This is a genomic window from Paenibacillus sp. DMB20 (genome assembly GCF_000987955.1).
Taxonomy (GTDB): Bacteria; Bacillota; Bacilli; order Paenibacillales; family Paenibacillaceae; genus Paenibacillus_AQ.
In genome coordinates this window covers 39082-60459 of the sequence record NZ_LAZU01000051.1, presented here as the reverse complement: position 1 = coordinate 60459, position 21378 = coordinate 39082, and the positions used below count along the sequence as shown (strand labels likewise).

General features: G+C 52.1%; 19 protein-coding genes and 1 pseudogene. 6 read left to right on the top strand and 14 right to left on the bottom strand.

What is annotated here, in order from left to right; genetic code table 11:
* Nucleotides 1-54: 54 nt before the first annotated feature.
* Nucleotides 55-1629 carry an FAD-dependent oxidoreductase gene (locus tag XI25_RS27450; protein ID WP_046681070.1) on the top strand — a complete coding sequence of 525 codons (1575 nt, stop codon included), beginning with the start codon at nt 55-57 and terminating at the stop codon, nt 1627-1629.
* Between the two features lie 253 nt (nt 1630-1882).
* On the opposite strand, the gene XI25_RS35495 is transcribed toward XI25_RS27450, so the two are convergent.
* From XI25_RS35495 to XI25_RS27395, 13 genes are all read right to left on the bottom strand, one after another.
* Nucleotides 1883-4843: an S-layer homology domain-containing protein gene (locus tag XI25_RS35495; RefSeq protein ID WP_235440477.1), complete on the bottom strand. Its 2961-nt coding sequence runs from the start codon at nt 4841-4843 to the stop codon at nt 1883-1885.
* A complete protein-coding gene (locus XI25_RS35490; protein ID WP_235440461.1) occupies nt 4728-6596 on the bottom strand; it encodes a hypothetical protein in 1869 nt (622 codons plus the stop codon). Before XI25_RS35490 ends, XI25_RS35495 begins: the two co-directional genes overlap by 116 nt.
* Nucleotides 6597-6610: 14 nt before the next feature.
* Nucleotides 6611-8182, bottom strand: coding sequence for an extracellular solute-binding protein (locus XI25_RS27440; protein ID WP_235440460.1), 1572 nt, complete (start codon nt 8180-8182; stop codon nt 6611-6613).
* Nucleotides 8183-8273: 91 nt separating this feature from the next.
* Nucleotides 8274-9152 (bottom strand): carbohydrate ABC transporter permease, encoded by an 879-nt coding sequence (locus XI25_RS27435; RefSeq protein ID WP_235440459.1) that lies wholly within the window; start codon nt 9150-9152, stop codon nt 8274-8276.
* 61 nt (nt 9153-9213) lie between these two features.
* Nucleotides 9214-10173, bottom strand: a complete 960-nt coding sequence (locus XI25_RS27430) for an ABC transporter permease (protein WP_046681068.1) — start codon at nt 10171-10173, stop codon at nt 9214-9216.
* A 270-nt stretch (nt 10174-10443) separates the two neighbouring features.
* Nucleotides 10444-12054 carry a response regulator gene (locus XI25_RS27425; protein ID WP_046681067.1) on the bottom strand — a complete coding sequence of 537 codons (1611 nt, stop codon included), beginning with the start codon at nt 12052-12054 and terminating at the stop codon, nt 10444-10446.
* A complete protein-coding gene (locus tag XI25_RS27420; protein WP_046681066.1) occupies nt 12051-13883 on the bottom strand; it encodes a cache domain-containing sensor histidine kinase in 1833 nt (610 codons plus the stop codon). The genes XI25_RS27425 and XI25_RS27420 overlap by 4 nt, the downstream gene beginning before the upstream one ends.
* The gene (locus XI25_RS27415; RefSeq protein WP_046681065.1) at nt 13880-15403 is read right to left on the bottom strand and encodes an extracellular solute-binding protein; all 1524 of its coding nucleotides are present in this window, start codon (nt 15401-15403) and stop codon (nt 13880-13882) included. Before XI25_RS27415 ends, XI25_RS27420 begins: the two co-directional genes overlap by 4 nt.
* Nucleotides 15404-15556: 153 nt before the next feature.
* A complete protein-coding gene (locus XI25_RS27410) occupies nt 15557-16015 on the bottom strand; it encodes an NUDIX domain-containing protein (protein WP_046681064.1) in 459 nt (152 codons plus the stop codon).
* A 120-nt stretch (nt 16016-16135) separates the two neighbouring features.
* Nucleotides 16136-16333 (bottom strand): isochorismatase family protein, encoded by a 198-nt coding sequence (locus XI25_RS35970; protein ID WP_268794586.1) that lies wholly within the window; start codon nt 16331-16333, stop codon nt 16136-16138.
* The gene (locus tag XI25_RS27405) at nt 16290-16793 is read right to left on the bottom strand and encodes a cysteine hydrolase family protein (RefSeq protein ID WP_268794582.1); all 504 of its coding nucleotides are present in this window, start codon (nt 16791-16793) and stop codon (nt 16290-16292) included. The genes XI25_RS35970 and XI25_RS27405 overlap by 44 nt, the downstream gene beginning before the upstream one ends.
* A 68-nt stretch (nt 16794-16861) precedes the next feature.
* The gene (locus tag XI25_RS27400) at nt 16862-17434 is read right to left on the bottom strand and encodes a 2-phosphoglycerate kinase (RefSeq protein WP_046681063.1); all 573 of its coding nucleotides are present in this window, start codon (nt 17432-17434) and stop codon (nt 16862-16864) included.
* Nucleotides 17435-17476: 42 nt separating this feature from the next.
* Entirely contained in the window at nt 17477-17884 is a 408-nt protein-coding gene (locus XI25_RS27395) for a zinc ribbon domain-containing protein (protein WP_046681122.1), read from the bottom strand.
* Between the two features lie 254 nt (nt 17885-18138).
* Here XI25_RS27395 and XI25_RS27390 point away from each other — a divergent pair, with 254 nt between their 5' ends.
* From XI25_RS27390 to XI25_RS27375, 4 genes are all read left to right on the top strand, one after another.
* On the top strand, nt 18139-18360 hold the full coding sequence (locus XI25_RS27390; RefSeq protein ID WP_235440458.1) for an AbrB/MazE/SpoVT family DNA-binding domain-containing protein: 222 nt from the start codon (nt 18139-18141) through the stop codon (nt 18358-18360).
* Complete coding sequence (locus XI25_RS27385; RefSeq protein WP_046681062.1) at nt 18361-19098, top strand: ABC transporter ATP-binding protein; 738 nt, start codon at nt 18361-18363, stop codon at nt 19096-19098.
* Nucleotides 19091-19813 carry an ABC transporter permease gene (locus XI25_RS27380; protein WP_046681061.1) on the top strand — a complete coding sequence of 241 codons (723 nt, stop codon included), beginning with the start codon at nt 19091-19093 and terminating at the stop codon, nt 19811-19813. Before XI25_RS27385 ends, XI25_RS27380 begins: the two co-directional genes overlap by 8 nt.
* A 164-nt stretch (nt 19814-19977) precedes the next feature.
* Nucleotides 19978-20247, top strand: coding sequence for a hypothetical protein (locus XI25_RS27375; protein ID WP_046681060.1), 270 nt, complete (start codon nt 19978-19980; stop codon nt 20245-20247).
* A 259-nt stretch (nt 20248-20506) separates the two neighbouring features.
* On the opposite strand, the gene XI25_RS33150 is transcribed toward XI25_RS27375, so the two are convergent.
* Nucleotides 20507-20692 carry a hypothetical protein gene (locus XI25_RS33150; protein ID WP_152669234.1) on the bottom strand — a complete coding sequence of 62 codons (186 nt, stop codon included), beginning with the start codon at nt 20690-20692 and terminating at the stop codon, nt 20507-20509.
* Between the two features lie 189 nt (nt 20693-20881).
* Here XI25_RS33150 and XI25_RS27365 point away from each other — a divergent pair.
* Nucleotides 20882-21377: pseudogene (locus tag XI25_RS27365) on the top strand (cation:proton antiporter regulatory subunit).
* Nucleotide 21378: the final 1 nt, after the last annotated feature.

Genomic DNA, 21378 nt, shown 5'->3' with positions numbered 1-21378 from the left:
GGCTGCCATCACTGCCAATGACTAAGAACGCAGCGGTAAAAAGGAGGTTTTCGGATGAGTAAAGAAATGCATGCCGATATCGTCATTGTCGGGGGCGGAACCGGCGGTACGGCGGCGGCGCTCGCAGCGGCCAAATCCGGAAAAAGAGTCATTATGACCGAAGAAACCGGATGGATCGGCGGCCAGCTGACCAGCCAGGCGGTACCGCCCGACGAGCATCCATGGATCGAATCGTTCGGCTGCACGTCAAGCTATCGAGAATTCAGGGACGGAGTGCGCCGGTACTACAGAACCTTCTTTCCTTTAAAGGATGACGGGCGAGGAGGCGTTCCGCTGAATCCCGGCGGCGGCACCGTCAGCAGGCTTTGCCATGAGCCCCGAGCGGCGCTGGCCGTGCTGGAGCAAATGCTGGCGCCATACATCCACAGCGGACGATTGATGATTTTGTACCGGCATAAATTGCTGAGGGCCGAAACGTCCGGCGACCGGATCGAGAACGTCATCGTTCAATGCAGCGCAACCGGCGATTTGACCGAGCTCATCGCGCCCTTTTATCTGGACGCCACAGAGTGCGGCGACCTTCTACCCGCCGCCGGCATCGAATATGTGACCGGAGCGGAATCCAAAAGCCAAACGGGCGAGCCTCATGCCGTGGATGGCGAGGCGCAACCGATGGATATGCAGGGCTTCACCTGGTGTTATGCGCTGGATTATGCCGAAGGCGAAGACCATACGATCGACAAACCGGAGCAGTATCCCTTCTGGCGCGCTTACAAGCCGGAATTCTGGCCGGATCGTCTGCTCAGCCTGACCGGCGTGAAGCCTTCCACGATGGAGCCCGTCTCCTATGAGCTGTTCCCGGGCTTCGGGAAATTTTCGCTGTACGAATACCGGCAAATTTTGAATCCCTCCCTGTTTCGGGACGGGCTATTCGCCAGCCCCGTCACGCTCGTGAACTGGCCGCAAAACGATTACTGGCTCGGACCGGTCATCGACGTGGGCGATGAGGAACGAAACCGCCATTTGCATGGGGCAAAGCAGCTGAGCCTCTCCCTGCTGTACTGGCTTCAGACCGAGGCTCCCCGCCCGGACGGGGGACAGGGCTATCCCGGCCTGCGCCTCCGCCCGGATGTCGTCGGCACGGGCGACGGCCTGGCGATGTATCCGTACATACGCGAATCCAGACGGATTCAGGCGGAATTTACGGTGCTTGAACAGCACGTAGCCGCCGAATGCCGTCCGGACGGGCGGGCGGAGACGTTCCGCGATTCGGTTGGCATCGGTTGTTACCGTATCGATCTGCACCCGAGCACCGGCGGTCAGCCGTACATCGACATCTCCTCCGTGCCCTTTCAAATTCCGCTCGGCAGCCTCATTCCGAAACGGGTCACCAATATGCTTGCCGCCTGCAAAAATATCGGGGTCACCCATATCACGAACGGCTGTTACCGTCTCCATCCCGTAGAGTGGAATATCGGGGAGTCCGCGGGATACTGCGCGAGCTACTGCCTCGACCGCGGTCTTGTTCCTTCCGCCGTGCGGAACGACGAGGCCGAGATGACCGATTTTCAGCGGCGGCTTAGCCAAGAGGGCATCGAGCTCGCGTGGCCGTCCATTCACGCGGTATGACGGCAGCAAGACAGCTGGCGGATAGAAGCCATCTGCTACCGGGAGCTGATCCCTAGGGCAACCAAAGACGGGAAAGACTCAAAAAGGCCGTCGCTTCCTATACATGAGTCGGCACGGCCGTCCCTAATGCCGCATCCCCGCCGCCAAAAGAAAGAGGCATTCCCTGGTCCGAAAAGATCCGGGGAATGCCTTTTTAAGTACGTGTTCAAAAGCCGGATGTTCAGCACCTACAGGATTGGATGAATGGGCTTACTTATTCCTGGTTGTTTGTATATCCGGCAAGCTGCAACAATCGCTTCAGCACGACAGCTGCTTCGGCGCGTGTCGAAGGGGCGTCCGGGGCAAAATGACCGGAAGAGCGCCCCTGCATCAGCCCGGATTGCACTGCCGCAGCGACGGCCGGCCCGGACCAGGAAGCGATGGCTTCGGCATCTTTAAACCGGTCCAGAATTTCCGCGGCCGCCCCGCCCGTTTCCAGCTTGCCTCCCGCAAATTCCATGCCGCGGGCCAGCAGAAGACTTATCTGCTCCCGCGTAATGCTTTCGTCCGGACGGAACTCTCCGTTCCGGTAGCCGTCAATGAGCCCTGAGGCCGCGGCGGCCGTGACCGCTCCGGCAAACCAGTCGTCCCCGTGCACGTCGCTGAACCCGGATTCATTCGACGCCGTTTCGTCGAGCCCTAGTGCCCGAACGAGCAGGGACGTAAACTCCGCCCGGGTCACCGGCCGGTTCGGGGCGAATACGTCTCCACTTACCCCTTGGACCAATCCCTTGGAGGCAAGTTCTTCGATCTCCCGGACGGCCCAGTGTCCCTTCAGATCCTGAAAAATCTTCTCCCTCTGCGCAATCGCCAGTATTCCGCCGACGGACAGTCTCAACTTGGCAAGACTTCCCTCTTTGGATCCGGACATGACAGCCGGAATAAAGGAAAGCTGATCCTGAGGGAGCCTATATCCGAAGGCCCCGGCATGCCCCGGCTCATCCGTTCCGTTAACCGGCAGCGTCAGCACGGCATATCCCTGTTTGAAACGGGACAGCTCCTCCGATTTCTGCCCTTTGCTCAGCGCAAAACGAACCTTGACGGAGGCTAGCAGCTTTGCCGTGCCCTCCTTGGACAACCGGGCCTTCAAACCTGACGCCTCGGCTTCGGTAAGCCTGCCGATGCTGACCACGAGCAGCTCGGCATCCGGTTTCTTCGATAATTCCGCCTTCAAGGAAGCAAGCGGCAAATCCAGACGGCCGGACAGGGTCTCCAAGACAAGCGTCCCGGTTGGAACTTTCTGCAGCGCCGTACGCAATCCGCCGGTCGGCAGGCTCAACTCCACCGTGTCCGAAGCTTCTTTTACCGCATAAACCAGCTCGGGCGTCTTCGCGTTTTCTTTCGCTAACCTCTCCAGCTCCTGCAGCATCGGTTCAAGCTGGACATCGGCACGGACAAGGGTACGCCCATCCGGACCAGTTTCTTTGGCCAGCTTGATCCGTTCGGGAGCGGACGGCTTTCCAGGGTTCCCAGGATTCCCAGGATTACCGGGACTGCCCGGATTCCCGGGATTGCCGGGGCCGCCCGGATTGCCTGGTTCGCCTCCGTTATCCCCTCCCGTCGTCCGCGTCATCTCGATCGTTTTGCCGTTGGTTTTCAGCCCATCCACGTACACCTCGAACGCGACCGTATTGGCTCCCGGAGAAAGCGGGATAACGGCGGAAAATTCCCCGTTCGTCTTCACGTCGGCCTTCTGGCCGTTAAACCGCACTTCAACCTTTCCGGGACCGAGCGCTTCAGCGCGTCCCTCTACCTTGACCCGGTTATCCGCAACCTTCTTCCCATCATCGTCCAGCAGCCCGCCGAGGACGGCCGATCGAACCTGGTCTCCCTTGTTGTAGGCATTCGCCACAAGCTGGCGTTTGGTGCGCACGCCGGAAGGATCCACCGTGGAAATGACAAAACCGCCCTGCGGGATCACGCTGTTATTCTCCTCCGGCGATCCCCAGTTCCACCGGATCGCCTGCTCCCGGTTAGCCACATGCTCAACTTCGCCGGAGGCGTTCACGACCACCTCCACGCCGAAACGGTTCGTCCCCGTGGAATATCCGAAGGCGTCCGTCATGACGTTGATGTTGCCCTCTACGCGGTTGACGTTATAGAAGTCTCCTTCCAGGAAGCCGTTCGGATTTCCCGGAAGGCTCATGCCGAGCTGGTAGTCCTTGACCCATTCCTTATCCTGAAGCGATGCCGTGATGACGGGCCAGTTCACCTGCGAGGCGTCAAACAGCATCAGGCCATTCGTGCTGCTGAGGCCGGCCTGAAACACCTCGCGCTGCATGGCCGGTTCCTGCACGTTATTCAAGGCGATGCCCGCATACAGCGGAATTTCCCCGTTGGTCACGATATTTCCGAGGGTAATGTACTTTTTGACCTCGCTGCTTGTGGTTTGATAGGCACCGATCATCAGAAAATCCAAATATTCAATGTACCCCGTATCGTAATACGCCGGCGTATAAACCGATTCATCCGGCATCCCCAGCCGGGGATCGAAACGGAAGTTTTTGCTGCCCCAGTTCACGCCGTTCAAATAATACGTTTCATACCAGGAGCCGACATAAGATGATACCTGTATGGATCTTCCGGTAGAGGCTTCATAAGCGTCGACGAGGCTTTTCACTTCCCCGAAAAAGCTCTGGATCGTAGCCGAACGGAACTCCCACCAGTCCTGAATCAGCGGTCCATACACGCGAACCGACTGATCGTAGTAAAAAACGTCGTTCGGCCAATTGACCAGCTGCTTGCCTCTCGCCTGAAGAAACTGCTCGAACTTGGCCCTCGTTTCGTCGCTGAAATCGGCGCCCTCGTTGTCATACCGTCCCCTGTCGTGGACGACGCCGTCGACCTGATAGTTTTTAATGATTTCTTCAAACGTTTTGAGCTGATACTGCCGGACTTCATCGTTCGAAGGGTTGACGAAGGCGACCAACCCCTGCTTGGCGCTTTCCCGGAGGCGCTTGATCTCCCCGTTGTTTTCCGCAAAATGAACCCGCTCTTCCCAATCCAGATGATCGTTCAGGACGGCGAATTCCTGGTGAGCGATGGACCCTTCCGCAAAATCATTGATCGCCGCATGGATTTTTAGACCCAGCGAGTGGCCGTGCGTAATGAATTCCTGCAGCAGATCCAGATCGGGATTGGCTCCGGCTTTTTGCGGCGCTTTGATCTCGCTCACGTACGGACGTCCGGTCAAATCGTTCTTTTTGTAGGAGACGAAGCCTTCCACTCCCTTGACGTCGAGCACGATGGAGGTGACTCCCGCTTTTTTTCGCCTGCTCCAGAAAATCCCGCACATGGTCGCTGGTTTGGAACTTTCTCGCGTTGGCCGCCTGGTCCACCCACAAAATAACATCCTTCTGCGTTGAAAATCCGGGACGGTTGAATATCGCAAGACTCCTCGCGTCCTGCTCCTTGCCGCGCTTCAGCACCTTAACATCCACATAATTCGTTCCTGTTTGCAGCGGATACGAATAGGAAAAGGAGCCGTCGGGAGCAAAAGGGACCTCCGCGTCATTTACCGTCAGTTCGATGGCCGACGGATCGTCGATATTTTCAATCATCCCCTTGATATCCGTTTGGGAATCGGTAACCGTGTACATCGGCGGATTTTCGAGCTTCAGCCTGGCAATAAAGCCGCTTCTCAAATCCCTTATAGCGACGACTTCCCCGTTCTTGCGCAGCTTGATCATGTCGCCGACCTTGAATTTTTCGGCCAGGAAACGCTTGATGTCATTGCCCGCATAGCTGTTATCCTGGGCCATGAGCACATACCCGTCCTCGGGGATCGTAAGCTCGGTCGGTCCCGTCCAGACCGGCGGCTTTCCGCCCACGGACGGATTGACCACCTGGACGACCCGGTTGTTTCCGTCTACCAGAACCGCCACGTTATACTTGGGCACAAGCAGCGAAGGACCATAATCGCGGGTGTATAGGGCTATAATATTTTCGATTCCGGTGACGTCCTTGTCGATAAAGTCCAGCTTTTTGCGCGGTCCTTCAATGCCGATCGTGATATCGGCCGGCGCGGCCTCCACCTCGATATAATCCTCGATCTGGCCCGCCGTATCATAGACGGCATTCAGGGTAACGGAAGCCTGCTCGGCTTCGCCCTCCCACAGCCGGACCGTCACCGCATTCGGCCCCGGATGCAGGTAAACATTCAGCTTGAAGCTTCCGCTGGCCGTAAGGGGTGCCTCCTTGTCATTGACCGTAACTCGCATTGCTTTATCCTCCATGTAGTTTTTCACGTAGCCGGATACCTCCACCAGCGGGATGGTTACCGTCGTGTCGGGCGGGGTATTCAGCACGAGTTCTGGTTTCTCCCCAGGCTCAGGCTCGGGTTCGGGATCCGGATTCGGCCCCGGCGTCTGCGTCAGAAAATCCGCCGCGGTCACCTCGACGCCGCCGCGTTTCAACTTGATCCGGTCCCCGGCTTCATAATGCAGGAACAGCGGCTTCCGGTATCCGGAATCGTCCCACGAGCCGTCGCCGGCAAGAACGATATAGCCGCCTTCCGGAATCGCGGCATTTTCCTCCGTATCCCACGCATTGGGCGGATCGCCGTCGGGCCCGTGTTTTTTCTGCACCACGCCGGCGGCATCCACCACGAGAGCCACGGTCTGCTCCCGGATAAGCACGTCGTTATCGTACACGTCAGCCGTTACTCGGGCTCCGTGCGTGAACAAAGCCAGATAACCGGATTTTTGGGACAACGCTTCCTCCCCGGGGTTGATATCCGTAAATTCCAGAACGGTATGCTCATCTTGGGAAACCAAGGTTACAGGGTCGGCAGCAGCAGCCGAGGGACTTCCCTGGCCTCCCGTATCGGGATCGCCGGCTACTGCCGCCGGCGTCCCCAGGGTCACCGAAGAGATGATCAGGGCAACGCTCAGCAAAGCAGCCATACGTCTTCGGAGATTCAGCTTCATCACATAACCACCTTTCATCGGAATTTTTTTTGGAAAAAAAGCAGCCGCGAACGCAAGCTGCTCGTAAAACCTCCTATTATTTTTTTCGTCTGATACCACTCGTTTGCGGCCTTTACCATATCGGCTCCGCCTTCCGCACGCCACTGCTCCAGGAATTTATCGTAGTTTTCCAACGGCTCGGAACCGCTGATGAATTTCAGCATGTTATCGTTAAGCAGCGTTCTGAGCTTCAGCGTATTTTTCGAAACGGCATTGATCGGGGGTGCCTTGGACATCGGATCAATGACGATAATGCCCTCGGCATTTTTCTGGAACGTCTCAAAATAATTCTGAACAATCGGATCCTTCCGTACACGTGCCTGCCAATAAATCGGATATTTCTCCTCGTCAACACCGGTTACAAAGGCGCTGGCATTGCCCAAATCATCATTGAATTTCGGAAGAATCGGATAATATTTGCCGTCCTTCACCTCATGGTGAACACCTTCCGTACCGATGGCCAGGCCTTTGAACGTCTCTGGCTCCAGCTTCGCGTTCAAAAATTTCATCGCCTCCTCTTTATTTTTGGATGACTTCGGGATGGCAATGAACCAGCTGGTTTTCGTGTCGGCTCCAACGACGGCTTTCCCATCCTTCCCTTTCAGATATGGGATCACAGATACCTTGGCATCCGGGAAGTTTTGATTCAGCGCCGAAATCGTGCTGCCCGCGTTCCACCAGGCCAGCTTGTAAACGGCTGCCTTGCCGCTTGCGAATTTCTCGATCGCTTTTTGCGCCGTGTTGATCGGCATCTCCGTATCCAGCAGCCCTTCCTTATACAGTTTGTTCATAAAGGCCAGGAATTCTTTCATTTCCGGCTGCTCGGCCTTATGCACCAGCTTGCCGTCAACTTCTTTCCAGTCTGTAAGTATTCCGAACGTTGCCGCTATGTCACCGTACGCAATATCGCCGTAGACGGAGTCTTTGCTACCAGTAAGCGGAATGATGTTTTTCTTTTCCTTGATCGTTTTCAGCACGTTGTACAGCTCATCCGTCGTTGTCGGAATGGATAACCCCAGTTCATCCAGCCAATCCTGTCGGACGACCAGTTCCTCGCCGACGCTCACGCCCGCCCCCGTTTCCGGAATGGCGTACTTTTTGCCGTCGATGGTCGCGCTGCCCCACGATTCCGGTTTGATCGCCTGGTTGATGTGATTGCCGTGGGCGGCGAGCAGATCGTCGATCGGCTCCAGCGCGCCCGATGTCGCGAGATTGTAGAATTGCTCGGAATTCAGCTTCATCACGTCAAAGCTTTCCTTGTTGGCCACGAGCAGATTCAGCTTTTCATTCGCTTTTTCCGCCGGGAGCATTTCGTACTCGACGTTGTATCCCGTCTTCTCGTTAATGTACTGGCTCGTGTATTCCTTGGCCGGATCAAACAGCCCGTACTGCATGATCATGCGGATCTCCTTGTTGGCGTCTCCTCCCTTCGGTCCCTCTGAAGGAGCCGCTCCCGGCGACTCCGGCTTCGAAGCTCCCCCGCCGCAGCCGGACACCGCCAGGCTCAGACCCAGAAACGCGGCAAGCATTGCCGATTTTTTTCTCATACGATAACCTCCTTGGAATGGGATAACCTTTAAACCGAACCCTTGTATAAGCGGGGCATCACCGCCTTTGTGGAATGATCTTTCCCCTTCTTCAGCCCTTGACCGAGCCGACCAGCACGCCTTTGACGAAATATTTCTGCAGGAAGGGGTACACCAGCAAAATCGGAATGGTCGCGAGCAGAATGGAGGACGCTTGAATCGACTGCGGAGTCATATTGATGGCCGCATCCACGTTGTTTTTCAAAAAATCCCCGCTGGAAGAAACGATCAGCTCCTTCAGGTACAATTGGAGCGGCTTAAGCTCCGGATCGGTAATGTAAATCATGGCGGCAAAATAATCGTTCCAGAAAGCTACCGCAAAAAACAATGCGATCGTGGCAAGGACCGGCAGGGAAAGCGGGAGCATGATATGGATCAAAATCCGGATGTTGCCTGCGCCGTCCAGCTTGGCGGATTCCTCCAGCGAATCCGGTAGCCCCTCGAAGTAGTTTTTGATGATCAGCATATTGAAAACGTTTACCATGGCGGGCAAAAACAAAACCGGCAGCGTGTTGACCAGATTCAGATTGTGCATAAGCAGATACGTCGGGATCAAGCCGCCGCTGAACAACATCGTGAACACAAACATGAGCAGCAGCCATTTTCTCCCGCGCAGCCGAATTTTAGAAAGCGGATAAGCGGTCATCGTGGTCATGATCAGGCTGAGCCCCGTTCCGATCACCGTCAGCAGCACGGACGTCTTCAGGGAAGTCAGAAACATCGAGTCCTGCAGCACGTATTTGTAGGTTTCAAATTGAACGCCGACCGGGAAAAGGCCGACGCGTCCGGATACAACCGCCTCCTCGCTGCTGAGGGATTTTGCCAATAAATTAATGAAAGGAACCAATGTCGTAATCCCGATCAGGATGAAAACGCAGTAATTGAATGCCGCAAAAACTTTCTCTCCTGCGGAAGGTTTGATGGAGTTCACGCCTACGCCGGCGGAAATGGTTTTTTAAATCAAGATCCTGTTTCATGGCGCTCTCCCTCCTTTACCAGATTCCCCGCTGCAGGTATTTTTTGCTGAGCGAGTTGCCGACGATCACGAGCGTAAACGAAATCACGGCTTCGAAAAGACCTACCGCTGTCGTGAAGCTGTAATCCTGGTTGCCGAGGCCCTGCCTGTACACGTACGTGCCGATGACATCCGAAACTTTGTACACCACCGGGTTGTACATGACCAGGATTTGCTCCGTTCCCGCTTCCAAAATGCTCCCGAGACGCAGGATAAACATCAGAATGATAATCGGCGCGATACCGGGAAGCGTAATATGCCACAGCTGTTTCCATTTGCCTGCACCGTCGATTTTAGCCGCTTCGTACAGCGTCGGATCGATCATGCTGAAAGCGGCAAGGTACACGATCGTGCTCCACCCGGTTTCCTTCCATCCGGCCGAGGTGACGAGGACGCTCCGGAACACGCTGTTATCCAGAAAGAAAGCGATCGGCTCCAGGTTGAGCGATACCAGCAGCTTGTTCACCAAACCGCCGTTCGTCGACAACAGATCAATGAACAAGCCGCTCACGATGACCCAGGACAGAAAATGCGGCAGGTAAATGACAGTCTGCACCGAGCGCTTGAAAATCATGTTTTTCATCTCGTTCAGCATCAATGCCACGATGATCGGCAGCGGGAACAGGATGATGATTTTCAGCAGGCTGATGATGACGGTATTTTGAAATACCAGCGCGAAGTCCGGGGAGGTAAACAGCTTCTCAAAATGCTTCCATCCGACCCATGGGCTATCCGCAAAGCCGGTAAAGATGTTGAAATCCTTAAACGCGATCGTAATGCCGTACATGGGCGTATACTTAAACAGCAGAATAAACAAAATTCCCGGGACCAGCAGCAAATACAAATCCCATTCCTTCCGTATATCGCTCCACAGCGACGGAAAATATCCGCGGCGGCTCAGTCCGGGTACGGGCAGTTTCTTCGATCCTGGCTTCATGCAATTCCCCCCTCTGATGAATGAGAACCGTTACTTCGATACCTAAAATTGTAAAGCGGGACTTAAAAGCCCGGTAGACGACAATCATTACTGTTTGTGGTAATTTGATGCTCCTTTGGCGCATGCTAAGAAGGCATCGCTTCCGGTTTGCGAACAACCGGAGGATGCCTTAACTACGTCTTATTCGATGGTGCAGAATTGCTATGTAATGTCTGATCTGTTTCGTATGCCTCTCTTATTTCTTCAAGCGGCCGCTGGGATGAGCCTTCCTTACGGTTTAAACTCCCCCGGATTGACGCCCCAGTACTTGCGGAACACCTTCGTAAAATAACTGACATCCCGGTAGCCCGTCTGCCTTGCGGCATCATACACCTTTTGCCCCTCCTGAAGGATGCGCTTAGCCCTCTCCATCTTCTGTTCCAACACGTAAGCCGAAAAAGCCATCCCCATCTCCTGTTTGAACAGCCGGCTCAGGTACGAGGAATTGACGTACAGCCGGTCGGCCATGGTATGCAGCGTAATATCCTGGTCGATTTCCTGCTCAATGAGGCTCGCTATTTTTTGAACGATCTGATGGCTGCTGCTTTTTCGCTGTCCCTTCATATATTCCGTGATACGGTTCACGGTTCTTGCCAGCCAGGAGCGCGTTTGCGATTTCGTGTTGAGGAGATGGATGTTCTGCAAAAAAGCCCAGTCCTCCCCCATCACCTCCGGAATACTCCAGCCCTGCTTGACCATGATCCGGATAAACAGGCTGTTCATGTACAGCACGGCCTCCTGAAACTGCTGCGATGTCCCGGTACGGGTGAAGAGCTCCTGCCATAAGCCCTCCACGGCTTCCGCCGCTTTGGCTTCATCCGCCGTCTCCAGCGCAATTTCCAGCATTTTTTCCAGGTGCTGCTGCCCGGAGATTTCCGGCCTGTCCCTTCTCTCTTCTTCCCGGTAGGGAATGGCGATATCCTGTCCGTACACGACTCTTTCCTGGAGGGCTCTGCAGGCTTCCGCATATAGCTGCGGCAGCTCCTCAATCCTTCCCGCCCTTCCGCAAATGCCGGCGCTTGCCGTCAGCTTCAAAATTTCCTTGGCATGGGAGAGCAGCTTGACGACGGACGCATTGATATGCAGCATGAATTCCTTCGGATTTCGTTCGGGCTCGGCCCGAAACACAAGAAGCACGTCCGAATCCGGGTCCGTGCACACCGAACAGGAAGAGTGAGACAGCAACTCCCCGGCCAGGCAACGGATCGTAAACCGCAGCAGTTCACGGTCGTTCGGGCCAAACCTGGCGTCATGTTCCGGAAGAGGATCCAAGTCCACGACGGCTGCGGCCAGCAGCGTATCCTTTTCCAGGCCCATATACAGCTCCCTGCTCCGGTTTAGGATCTCCCGTTCGCCGTATTTGCCGCTCACCCAATTCAGAATGAAGTGGTTTTGAAGGCTCGGCACATGGTCCCTCCACTTCCTTTCAAGCTCCGCCGTAAGTCTCCACTGCTCCAAATCCTCCCGGAGCCCGTCCCGTGCCTCAAGCACCGCTTTCAGGATCTCTTCCTCGCCGGCGGGCTTTAGCAAATATCGGGATACCCCGTGCTCCATCGCTTGCTGGGCAAAGGCGAAATTGTCATGGCCGCTTAAAATAATCATCTTCATAAACCGCTTACCGCCCTGTTTTTCCTTTAACCGGGCAATCAGGGTCAAGCCGTCCATTTCCGGCATCTGTACGTCGATCAGCATCAAATCGGGCATTTTTCGCTCCGCCATCCGAAGCGCCTCCACCCCGTTCGCCGCCAATCCGACGACCTCGATCCCATGGTCTTCCCACGGTATATTGTAGGCCAGCGAATTCCGCAGTCTGGGTTCGTCTTCCACGATGATCAAATTCATGCTCCCCGTCCTCCTTCGTATAAAGCCGAAACCGGTGTCATGCGCCCGGTATCCCGTCCGGCATGATGAAGCGGTATATATATGGATACGGTGGTTCCCATGCCGGGCAGGCTGTCCACCGTCAATCGGGCCTCTTCCCCGTAGTACAGCCTCATTCGGGTGATCACATTCCGCAGGCCGAACAAATCCTTGATGTTCTCCTCGTCCTGTGACAGGGACGGAAAACTGCGGAACCCCATCCGTTCGAGTTCGTTCCGGATATAAGACAGGCGCTCCTCCCCGATCCCGGGCCCGTTGTCCTCCACGCTGATTTTGATCAGCTCTCCTTCGATCCGGCTGGATAGGATAAGGCTTCCGCCGCTCGCTTTTCCCTCCATCCCGTGCAAAATCGCGTTTTCCACCAAAGGCTGAAGCAGCAGCTTCAATATCGGAATTTCCTTCGTTTCTTCGGCAATCCGGTACTCGACTTCAAAGCTGTCCAGAAAGCGGAGCTGTTGAATCCGAATGTAATAATGCAGGTGGGTGATGCTCTCTTCGATCGTAAATACCTGCCTTCCCTTATCCAGACTGAGACGGAAAAACTTCGACAGGTTCATCACCATCTCGCTGATCTCGTCCGCCTCGTAATTTTTGGCCGTCCAATAGATGGAATCCAGGGTGTTGTACAAGAAATGCGGATTGATCTGGGACTGCAAAAATTTCAGCTCCGTCGTTGCCAGCCTGAGCTGCTGCTCGTAATGGTCCTCGATCAAATGCTTTTGCACGGATGCCATCCGGTTAAAGGACTGGATCAGGAAGCCGAACTCATCCCTTCTTTTGGTCTCTACGCGCACGTTCATTTCGCCGCTGCTCAGACGTTTCATCCCGCGGGAAAGCTTAAGCACGGGAGAAGCGATTCCGCTGTAAACGACCCACGATATAATGAAAGCGAGCAGGATGCTGATCCCGATAATCGTAAACGTGAACATGCGGAGTTGGTCGGTCTCCCGGTAAAGCTCGCTTTTCGGCTGAACGAGCGCAAGCCTCCATGAGGAATAATCCGAGTTCATCGTTACTTCCATTTCATCGGCGGACGGGGTACCGCTTGCCGCAGCCTTCCCCGTTTCGACGATGACCTCCCCTCTTTCATTCAACAGAGAAACCCGGCTGTTCTCCGACGGAAGCAGCGTTTTCAGAATGTTCAGCAGCTTGCTGCGGTTAAAGGTGACCACAAGCAGATTGGACTGGCGGTCCATATTGTATAAATCCATGGAACGGATCAAGGAAACGCTGTCCGTTCCCGTCAGCTTGCCGAACGTCCGCGCGTCAGACACCGGATAATCGGCCATGACGTACGAAATCCCCGTCCCGTTATTCCGGGCCGATTCCACAAGCCATTCCTGTTCAGGCTCCGATGTCAGCTTCCGCCCGCCGAAATGGGTCGAGATGAACATGTGGGAGGCTTGGTGATACACGGAAATTTGCGAAACAAACCGGTTGACCGACACCGAATTGGACAGCTGCTGAAGCACGTTGGAAAAATCAACGATGGACCTCGGCGAAAAATCCGCTCCGTTTTTGTTCAACAGCTCGTTCAGGCTCGGATCCGCCGCGATCAGCGTGGAGATTTCTTCCACGTTTTGCAGCGCCAGATCAAAGTGGTTCATCGCCGAAGACAAGGCCATCTCCGTTCTTTTCACGGCCTGCTCGTATAGAATGTCCCTTGACCGTTCGACGGCAAAGAGGTTGATGACGACAAGCGGCAGAAGAATGAGCAGGATATATCCGGTCAGCCTGGTCTGGATGTTTCGGGAAAAACGGTCTGCAATTTTGCGAAATACGTTATTCATCCTTCCTCCCCCTCTAACTCTTCCCGCCCCCCGTTCTCAAACCACAGATTCACCTCTTTGGTTATTTCCTCGCCGCCTTCCCGCTTCCACTGCTCCACAAAACGGTCAAAGGACTCGATCGGCTCAATGCCCAAGATGATGCTCGTAAAAATGCCCTGAAGCTCGCCCAGCCTTTTGTCGTATTTGCTCATGGCTGGCGTGGGAATACCGTAGAACCCGTTCTTGATCACGTTTTGGCGGATCATTTCCAGATTGTCGTATAAATGAAAATCCCCCAGGGAATCCAGTCGTTTTTTGGATAAGACGGGATCCGGAACATCCACCAGGGCTTGATAAATCCCCCTGTACAGATGCTCGTCGTGCTTCTTGAAATCCGTGATCATCCTTCCATTCTCAAGACGCCATATTTCGTTCTCGAAGCCAAGCTTTAAGTTTTTATAATCGCTCACGATAAAATCGAGGAACTGTATGACCTCTTTCGCCTTGGAGGAACCGGCCGGGATCACGTTATAACCTCGGATCAGATCTTTTTCGTATACCCCCTTTTGCCCTTCAGGTCCTGTGGGATACGGTAGGGCAATCCATTCGGCTTGAGGGTCCTTCAGCTTGTTGGCCGCGATGGGGCCGCGTGTGTCGTACCAGGTGGCCGAAAAAAGCCCCACCTTGCCGTCCTCTATTTTTTCAAACAGGTTATTTTGCAAATTCAGCGGAAATTCGCGGTCCAGCAAACCTTCCTCATACAATCCGTTCAGGTAGGCCAACGCTTCCTTCGTCTCCGGCAAAATGCTGCCGTTCACCAACTTTCCGTCCCGTTCAAACCACGTATTCAGCTGCGTTCCGAAAGCGCCGAAAAACGGGGACGACCGGCCAAGATCGATCATCAAGGTTAGACCGATCGTATCATCGATGCCGTTGCCGTCGGGGTCGTCCCGGGTAAACGCGCGAATGACTTCACGGTATTCCTTCAGCGTCTTAGGCGGCTGCAGGCCGAGCCGGTCAAGCCAGTCCTTTCTGCCGTACATCAGCTCAACGCCGCTAACCTCGTTCAAGCTGGGAACGGCGTATATTTTTCCGCCATATCTTACCCGGTCCCACGCCTCGGCAGGAATTTTTTCTTTCAGATGGGGTCCGTATTGATCAATAAGATCGTCCAGCGGCTGAAAAGCCCCCTGCTTCGCGTAGTTGCCAAACCAGACCGGTTCGTACGCATGGAGCATGTCGGGCAAATTCCCGGAGGACATGATCACGTCGAGCTTCTCGTCGTACACCTCGGTTGGCGGCGTCGTAATCTGAATATCGAGTCCCGTCTGCCCCTCGATGTAGTTCAGGTAGCGGTTGTCATTTTCGTCCATCCCGGAAGGAAACGTCATCCCCAGATTGGAAATGACGATGCTGATGGACCTCGCCTCCGACTTGGGATGCTCCTGCCGGTTTTTAAGGCTTCCCGGGACGTCACATCCCGAGCTTATCAAGAAAGCGGTTACAAAAATTGTCGAAACGAATCGTAATTTTCTCCTCATGCTCTCCAATCCCTCCCTCGGTGCTAGACAACATCATACTATAATTTGGTTATCGTTTGGCAGGATCGATGATTCATTTCTCATGTTTTTTTTCATGCAAGCATGCAAAAAAACAATCCTCGGGGTTGAGGAATGCTTTTTTTGGAAAGCTCCCTATTCGAATGTGCTTTCGAAAAAAGGCCCTTCGGCTTCATTTATATAATTTTCAACAATCCTTCTCATGGGTTGCGGAAGAAGGTTATGTCGATCCATTTCGTTTACGGGTATCCAATAAAACTCCAAATGGCTCTCTTGGGATGGCGGATTCTTTCTATATTCCGCTCCTTCCAACTTAGCAGCGAAAACGTGATTTATTTCCTGATGGTATATTCCTTCATCCTCGTATTCCGCTTCTACTGCTCCTATGTACGGTCCCACCTCACATTTTAAACCAAGTTCCTCATTGATCTCTCGCCGCAAAGAAGTTCTAATGCTTTCACGGAACTCAACATGTCCTCCTGGTAAAAACGTATTATCCATTCCTATGCAATGGGCAACTAAAAGATGGTTATCGGCTAATATGACTCCTCGGGTCAGCACGTGATACTTTTGCGTTCGGTTGTCCTGTATCATTTTATCCCTCTTCCAAAAATTGTTCTTTCGCAAAACGTGAGATGATGCCATTGCCTTCTTTGATTCACATTTTATTTCTAGCATTTAAAAGAGGGAAATTCAATGATCAATTCATTAAATTCAGCCTTTGGGCGGCATGTTTCCCAACACTTGCATGAACTCGTTCGTTGCGCAAACCTTCACGCCAATATTCTTGATCTCGTCAATGCCCTTGCCATAGACGCCTGAAACAGCATCTTCGACCATGACAACTTTAAAGTCCCGCTCACTCGCCTCATATATGGTTGTTCTTGGACAATTCGGAAAGTTGCACCCTATGATGATTACCGTGTCGATTTCCTTCTCTCTTAAAAAAAGACTCCAGCCGGGTTTGGTAAAATGCCCCCCATCTAGGCTTATATAGAACCCATTCCAAATTGGCTATTCGTTGAATCGTTCCATTTAACAGGTCTTCATAATTTAATTCCTCGGCATCCAAAGGTTTAATGGAAGCAACAAGATCCGCCCCAACGGATCCGGGCTTGACGATACCCGCTCCGGATTCAATCCGTTCCCTTCGGCAAAGGTCCGCATTCGATCCATCTTCCTTGTAGATGCGGATAACATGCAGGATCGGGATTTGCCGGCTCCTGCAAACCTCCAAGATGCAATTCATTCGCGGAATGACCTCGTGCGTTCCTTGAATTTCGGCGGCAGCCCCCGGCAAACTAAAGTCATTTTGGGTATCAATCGTTAGGACGGCGCATCGGGTGAAGTCGGGCTTTGTATACTTATCCATCGTCTCGTCCAACCTCCTAAAGCTCTCGTGGCATATCCGATTTTCAAGCGTTTTTTTTAATGGATTCCTCATAACTGTTTGACAGCATTTAGCATGCTCATCCGAGCATCTATATAGCGATATGCCTTCTGAATCTCTTCTTCGTAATTTTGGTCGATCTCAAAATAATTGGCATCCCATTCCAAGCACTTCGTTCTAAACTCGTCATGAGCCTGGATATGATCATTTATTGTTCTTTCTTCCGGATACTTGCGGTTTTCTATGGCATTTCTATGTTCAATTATTTTAGTGAAGTTTTCTTTTATATATTTTGAAGAGAAGCCAAGAAAAACCGAAATAACCTGATCCGGATAAGCGATTTCAATATCCTTGACATATTGCGGCAGCAGATAACAACCCTCAATAATCAGGTTTTGATCATTCTCGATATTAGTCATAATGATTCCTTTAATCATGGGCCATAATTTTTCGCCAATGACTTCGTTGCTATCGAGAGGCGTAAATCCGCAATTCTCGTCTCCTCTGTACAATCCCATCTTTAAGTGATCCATCGAGAGGTACGGCATGTTATATTTCTCTAACAGTTTTTGGGACATTAATGTTTTACCGGTGCAGCTGTTTCCGCCTAATAATATAATCATGAAGGGCACGCATCCTTTCGTGCTTCTAATAGTGTCTATTTCCTAGTCCGGACTTCCCTCCCCTAGCTCAATCGCGCGAACTTCGGGCTCCTGAACAATCTCAAACGTGTAACCGCAGACGGAACAGTAACGGTCCTGTATCGCTGCCTGCTGGCCGCACGATTTGCAGGTTTTTACATCCGTCAGGTTTTTGATCTGCAGTTCATTTTGTTCAATCTCCCATTTTAGGCGGGAGAGCTGCTCGATGTAGGTTTCCAGCCGCTCCCTTTCCGGCGGCCACATCCCCGACTCCACCGCTTCGAAAACAACCTTCCCGATTTCCTGAAACTGCTCGTTCATTTCATTTTTCTTGCCGCTGTTCTGCAGCTTGAGCTTGTTAATTTCGACCATCGTTTTCGCTTTGCTTCCGGCCTCGGCTACGCCGGCTTTGAATTTATCCATGAAACTCATGGAAACTCCCCCTTTTCCCGATCCGTTTTTTGCCAAACTTATGGCAATCCGGACGGATATATCCGTTCCTCTCATTATAATGACTGTCACGCTTCATGACAAAAGCTTCCTGTGCAACTATGCTCTGAAGCGTACAGCTTCTGGGCAGAATGATGAACATCCAATAATTGGAGTACCACTTGAAATTACTTTTCCAACTAAGTATACTAAGTATGAAAAGTATGACTATACGGACTTTAAGGAGGATTCACTTAATGGCACCTAAAGGCAAGCATATTTTTGGAAGCGTAAAAGTCGGGGCAAAAGGACAGATCGTCATCCCCAAAGAAGCAAGGGAGATTTTTGATATTAAGCCCGGGGATTCTTTATTGATGCTGGGTGATGAGGATCAAGGAATTGCCCTTGTGAAGCAAGAGCTCTTCCTGGAATTTGCGAACGATATTTTAAACGCAAAAAAGATCGATGAGGAGGATTAGATGACAGCCATACAATTAAAAAATTTAACGAAAAGATATAAGGAAACGGCCGTTGTCAACGGGCTTTCGTTTTCCGTGGAAGAAGGTGAATTTTTCGCGCTGCTTGGGGAAAATGGGGCCGGGAAAACCACTTTGATCAGCATGTTATGCGGACTTTTGGCGCCGACGGGAGGGGATGCTCTTGTCTTCGGGGACAGCATTTTGACAAACGTGGACAAAATAAAGCGCAAAATGAATCTCTCCCCTCAAGAAACAGCCGTGGCGCCCAATCTGACCGTACGCGAAAATCTCGAGTTCATTGCAGGTACCTATGGGAGCTCCAAGAAAGAGGCCAAAGCTAAAGCTGCCGAAATGATCGATTTGTTTAACCTGACAGAGAAAGAAAAAGCTAAAGCTAAAACATTATCGGGCGGTATGCAAAGAAGATTAAGCATTGCCATGGGGCTCATTACGAATCCTCGAATTTTCTTTCTCGATGAACCGACGTTAGGGCTTGACGTACGTTCCCGGCGCGAGTTATGGAGCAATCTTTCCAAGCTGAAAGGCAAGATGACGATTATCCTGACAACCCACTACTTGGAAGAAGCGGAAGCGTTGGCCGACCGCATTTGCATTTTGCAAAAAGGCATATTGAAGGCGTTGGGAACCGCCGAACAACTTAAACAGGAAACCAACGCAGCATCATTCGAAGACGCCTTTCTCGCTATATGCGACGGGGAGGTTGAGAGCAGTGCTTAATTTTGCGGTACGCAACCGAAAAGAGATATTCCGCGATCCTTTGTCCGTTTTTCTCGGAATCGCATTGCCCATTGTTTTGTTGGTTGTTTTCACGACGATTGAAAAGAACGCGCCTCTCGATACATTCAAGGCCATCAATTTGACGCCTGGACTCATCGTTTTTAGTTTCGCTTTTTTAACCATGTTCTCTGCCCTGCTTATTGCCAAAGATAAACAAAGCGCTTTGCTGAAACGCTTATCGGCTTCCCCTTTAAGAACCGTGGATTATGTGATTGGCTATGCTTTGCCAATGCTGCCCCTGTCCATTTTTCAAACGCTCATTTGTTATATCATTGCGATGTTTTTGGGGCTGACGGCAGATATCCTGGATATATTGGCCAGCACGGTCCTTCTTCTGCCGCTTGCGATGATGTCCACGTTCCTGGGCTTATTTTTGGGAGCATTGTTCACCGAAAAACAAATTTCCGGCATAGGAACCATTTACATTACGTTGGTATCGTTTTTAGGCGGTGCCTGGATGGATATCTCTTTGCTTGGAGAAACGTTTGAAAAGATCAGCCATGCTTTGCCTTTCGTCCACGGGATTGAGTTGGCCCGCGACGTAATAGCCGGCAATTACGCCACCTTTAACGAGCATTTTTGGTGGACGATCGGATATGCCGTATTGACGTTTGTTTTGGCGCAGCTTGCCTTCAAGAAAATGTTCAGACGGTAAGAAGCATTTTGAACTTTCGCTTTCGGATTCGTCGGATTGGTTTTTGGGCAAAGATCGGCATTCCCTCCTTCTCTTTTTTGGTTCAAACGCTCTTGTCATGTTTATTCGTTACATATATCCGGACCCATAATGCCAAAATATAGTGTGGAAAGGAAGGAGCAGACATGACCGACAATAAAACCGATTACGAAGGACGATTCCCAGGGGTAGAACCGATCCCCGAGCCGGACCGCCCGGATCATGCAGCCACGGACATGCTGGACGAGGTGGTTACCGGCATACTTGAGAATAAAGATGAAGACGAGATAAAAAAAGGATTACAAAAACAAGCAGAAAACCCGGTCCGTTCCTGGTATCAACCCGTAAGAAAATGCAGTTGCCCGAATGGAACATCCCGAAACCTGAGGCGAATTTCGTCTCAGGTTTTGTTTTGATTCATGTTTTTTACTCATTTCTGAATGCGCGTTCGCATCTTCATCAATCTCTTTTTGAGATCGATTCATTTATGTGTTATGATGAATTGAGAATGGTTGACTCGAAAGGGGGTGGGACAACATGAAAGGCCATTACAATATTTTCAAAAAAAATTGCCATGTTGGGAATCCTGTTTTTGCTGGTATTTCCCTTTTCCATTCCGGTCGAGGATCCATACGCCAATCAGAACGGTTCGGGAAAATCAGTCCATGATCCCCATCATCGCGTGAAAGCATCCGCCGTACAAAAAACATCCCATTCGGCATCCAAGCATTTATCCGCAAGCAAAATCATCATCGTGCTGTTCTGCACCGCGGCCGTTATGACGCTTCCTGTCCCGGGATACCGGCTCACATACCGACCCGTTATCCTTCTTCGGCTGCGCCTTCTAATGCTTTTCCCCATCAAATTCACTTCCACATTTGTGAGCGTAGTTACCTGCCGATTGATCTGACGAATCGCGCTTTCTTTGATTTCTCCTTTCATCCTAATTCAAGTGTTTAAAATCGATGTCTAAAAAAAAGCCGAACTAGCGAAGGCTTATTTAAGTGTGCCGTTTTTCAACAAAAAAACTTCCCTAGGAGGATTAAATACATGCATGTGCGTGAAAGTGATCTGCCGGGTATCGGAAAAAAAATTTGTCGTGGAGACCCGCGGAGGAGATAAAGCCGTCGTCATCTTGCACGATGACGGACGACGTGAAATCTACCATTTCAGTTATGACGATCCGGACGATAGCATTTCGATGATCTCAATGGATGATGATGAAGCGCGTCAGCTTGCCGCGATTGTGGGCGGGCTCACGTATAAGCCGAAAGCCCTCGAAACCATTGATATGGCGCTCGACGAACTGATCATTGAATGGTACCGGATGGAGCCGCATTACGATGGGGTTGGCAAAACCATCGGCGAGCTTCAGGTCCGGCAGGCGTCGGGAGCAACGATTATCGCTGTCGTGGACAAAACCCGAGGAAAGCGGATCAATCCCGGACCGGACACCATTTTAAATGCCGATTCCATGCTCGTTGTGGTGGGAGAACGCCCCCAGCAGCGGCTGTTTAAACAAATTCTACTGAATGGAAGTGGTTGAA

What these genes read in the sequence shown, in the direction of transcription:
- XI25_RS27450 (WP_046681070.1), top strand. Translation starts at nt 55, where the DNA reads ATGAGTAAAGAAATGCATGCCGATATCGTCATTGTCGGGGGCGGAACC.
- XI25_RS35490 (WP_235440461.1), bottom strand. Translation starts at nt 6,596, where the DNA reads ATGAAGCTGAATCTCCGAAGACGTATGGCTGCTTTGCTGAGCGTTGCC.
- XI25_RS27440 (WP_235440460.1), bottom strand. Translation starts at nt 8,182, where the DNA reads ATGAGAAAAAAATCGGCAATGCTTGCCGCGTTTCTGGGTCTGAGCCTG.
- XI25_RS27430 (WP_046681068.1), bottom strand. Translation starts at nt 10,173, where the DNA reads ATGAAGCCAGGATCGAAGAAACTGCCCGTACCCGGACTGAGCCGCCGC.
- XI25_RS27425 (WP_046681067.1), bottom strand. Translation starts at nt 12,054, where the DNA reads ATGAATTTGATCATCGTGGAAGACGAACCCAGACTGCGGAATTCGCTG.
- XI25_RS27420 (WP_046681066.1), bottom strand. Translation starts at nt 13,883, where the DNA reads ATGAATAACGTATTTCGCAAAATTGCAGACCGTTTTTCCCGAAACATC.
- XI25_RS27415 (WP_046681065.1), bottom strand. Translation starts at nt 15,403, where the DNA reads ATGAGGAGAAAATTACGATTCGTTTCGACAATTTTTGTAACCGCTTTC.
- XI25_RS27410 (WP_046681064.1), bottom strand. Translation starts at nt 16,015, where the DNA reads ATGATACAGGACAACCGAACGCAAAAGTATCACGTGCTGACCCGAGGA.
- XI25_RS27405 (WP_268794582.1), bottom strand. Translation starts at nt 16,793, where the DNA reads ATGGATAAGTATACAAAGCCCGACTTCACCCGATGCGCCGTCCTAACG.
- XI25_RS27400 (WP_046681063.1), bottom strand. Translation starts at nt 17,434, where the DNA reads ATGATTATATTATTAGGCGGAAACAGCTGCACCGGTAAAACATTAATG.
- XI25_RS27395 (WP_046681122.1), bottom strand. Translation starts at nt 17,884, where the DNA reads ATGAGTTTCATGGATAAATTCAAAGCCGGCGTAGCCGAGGCCGGAAGC.
- XI25_RS27390 (WP_235440458.1), top strand. Translation starts at nt 18,139, where the DNA reads ATGGCACCTAAAGGCAAGCATATTTTTGGAAGCGTAAAAGTCGGGGCA.
- XI25_RS27385 (WP_046681062.1), top strand. Translation starts at nt 18,361, where the DNA reads ATGACAGCCATACAATTAAAAAATTTAACGAAAAGATATAAGGAAACG.
- XI25_RS27375 (WP_046681060.1), top strand. Translation starts at nt 19,978, where the DNA reads ATGACCGACAATAAAACCGATTACGAAGGACGATTCCCAGGGGTAGAA.
- XI25_RS33150 (WP_152669234.1), bottom strand. Translation starts at nt 20,692, where the DNA reads ATGGGGAAAAGCATTAGAAGGCGCAGCCGAAGAAGGATAACGGGTCGG.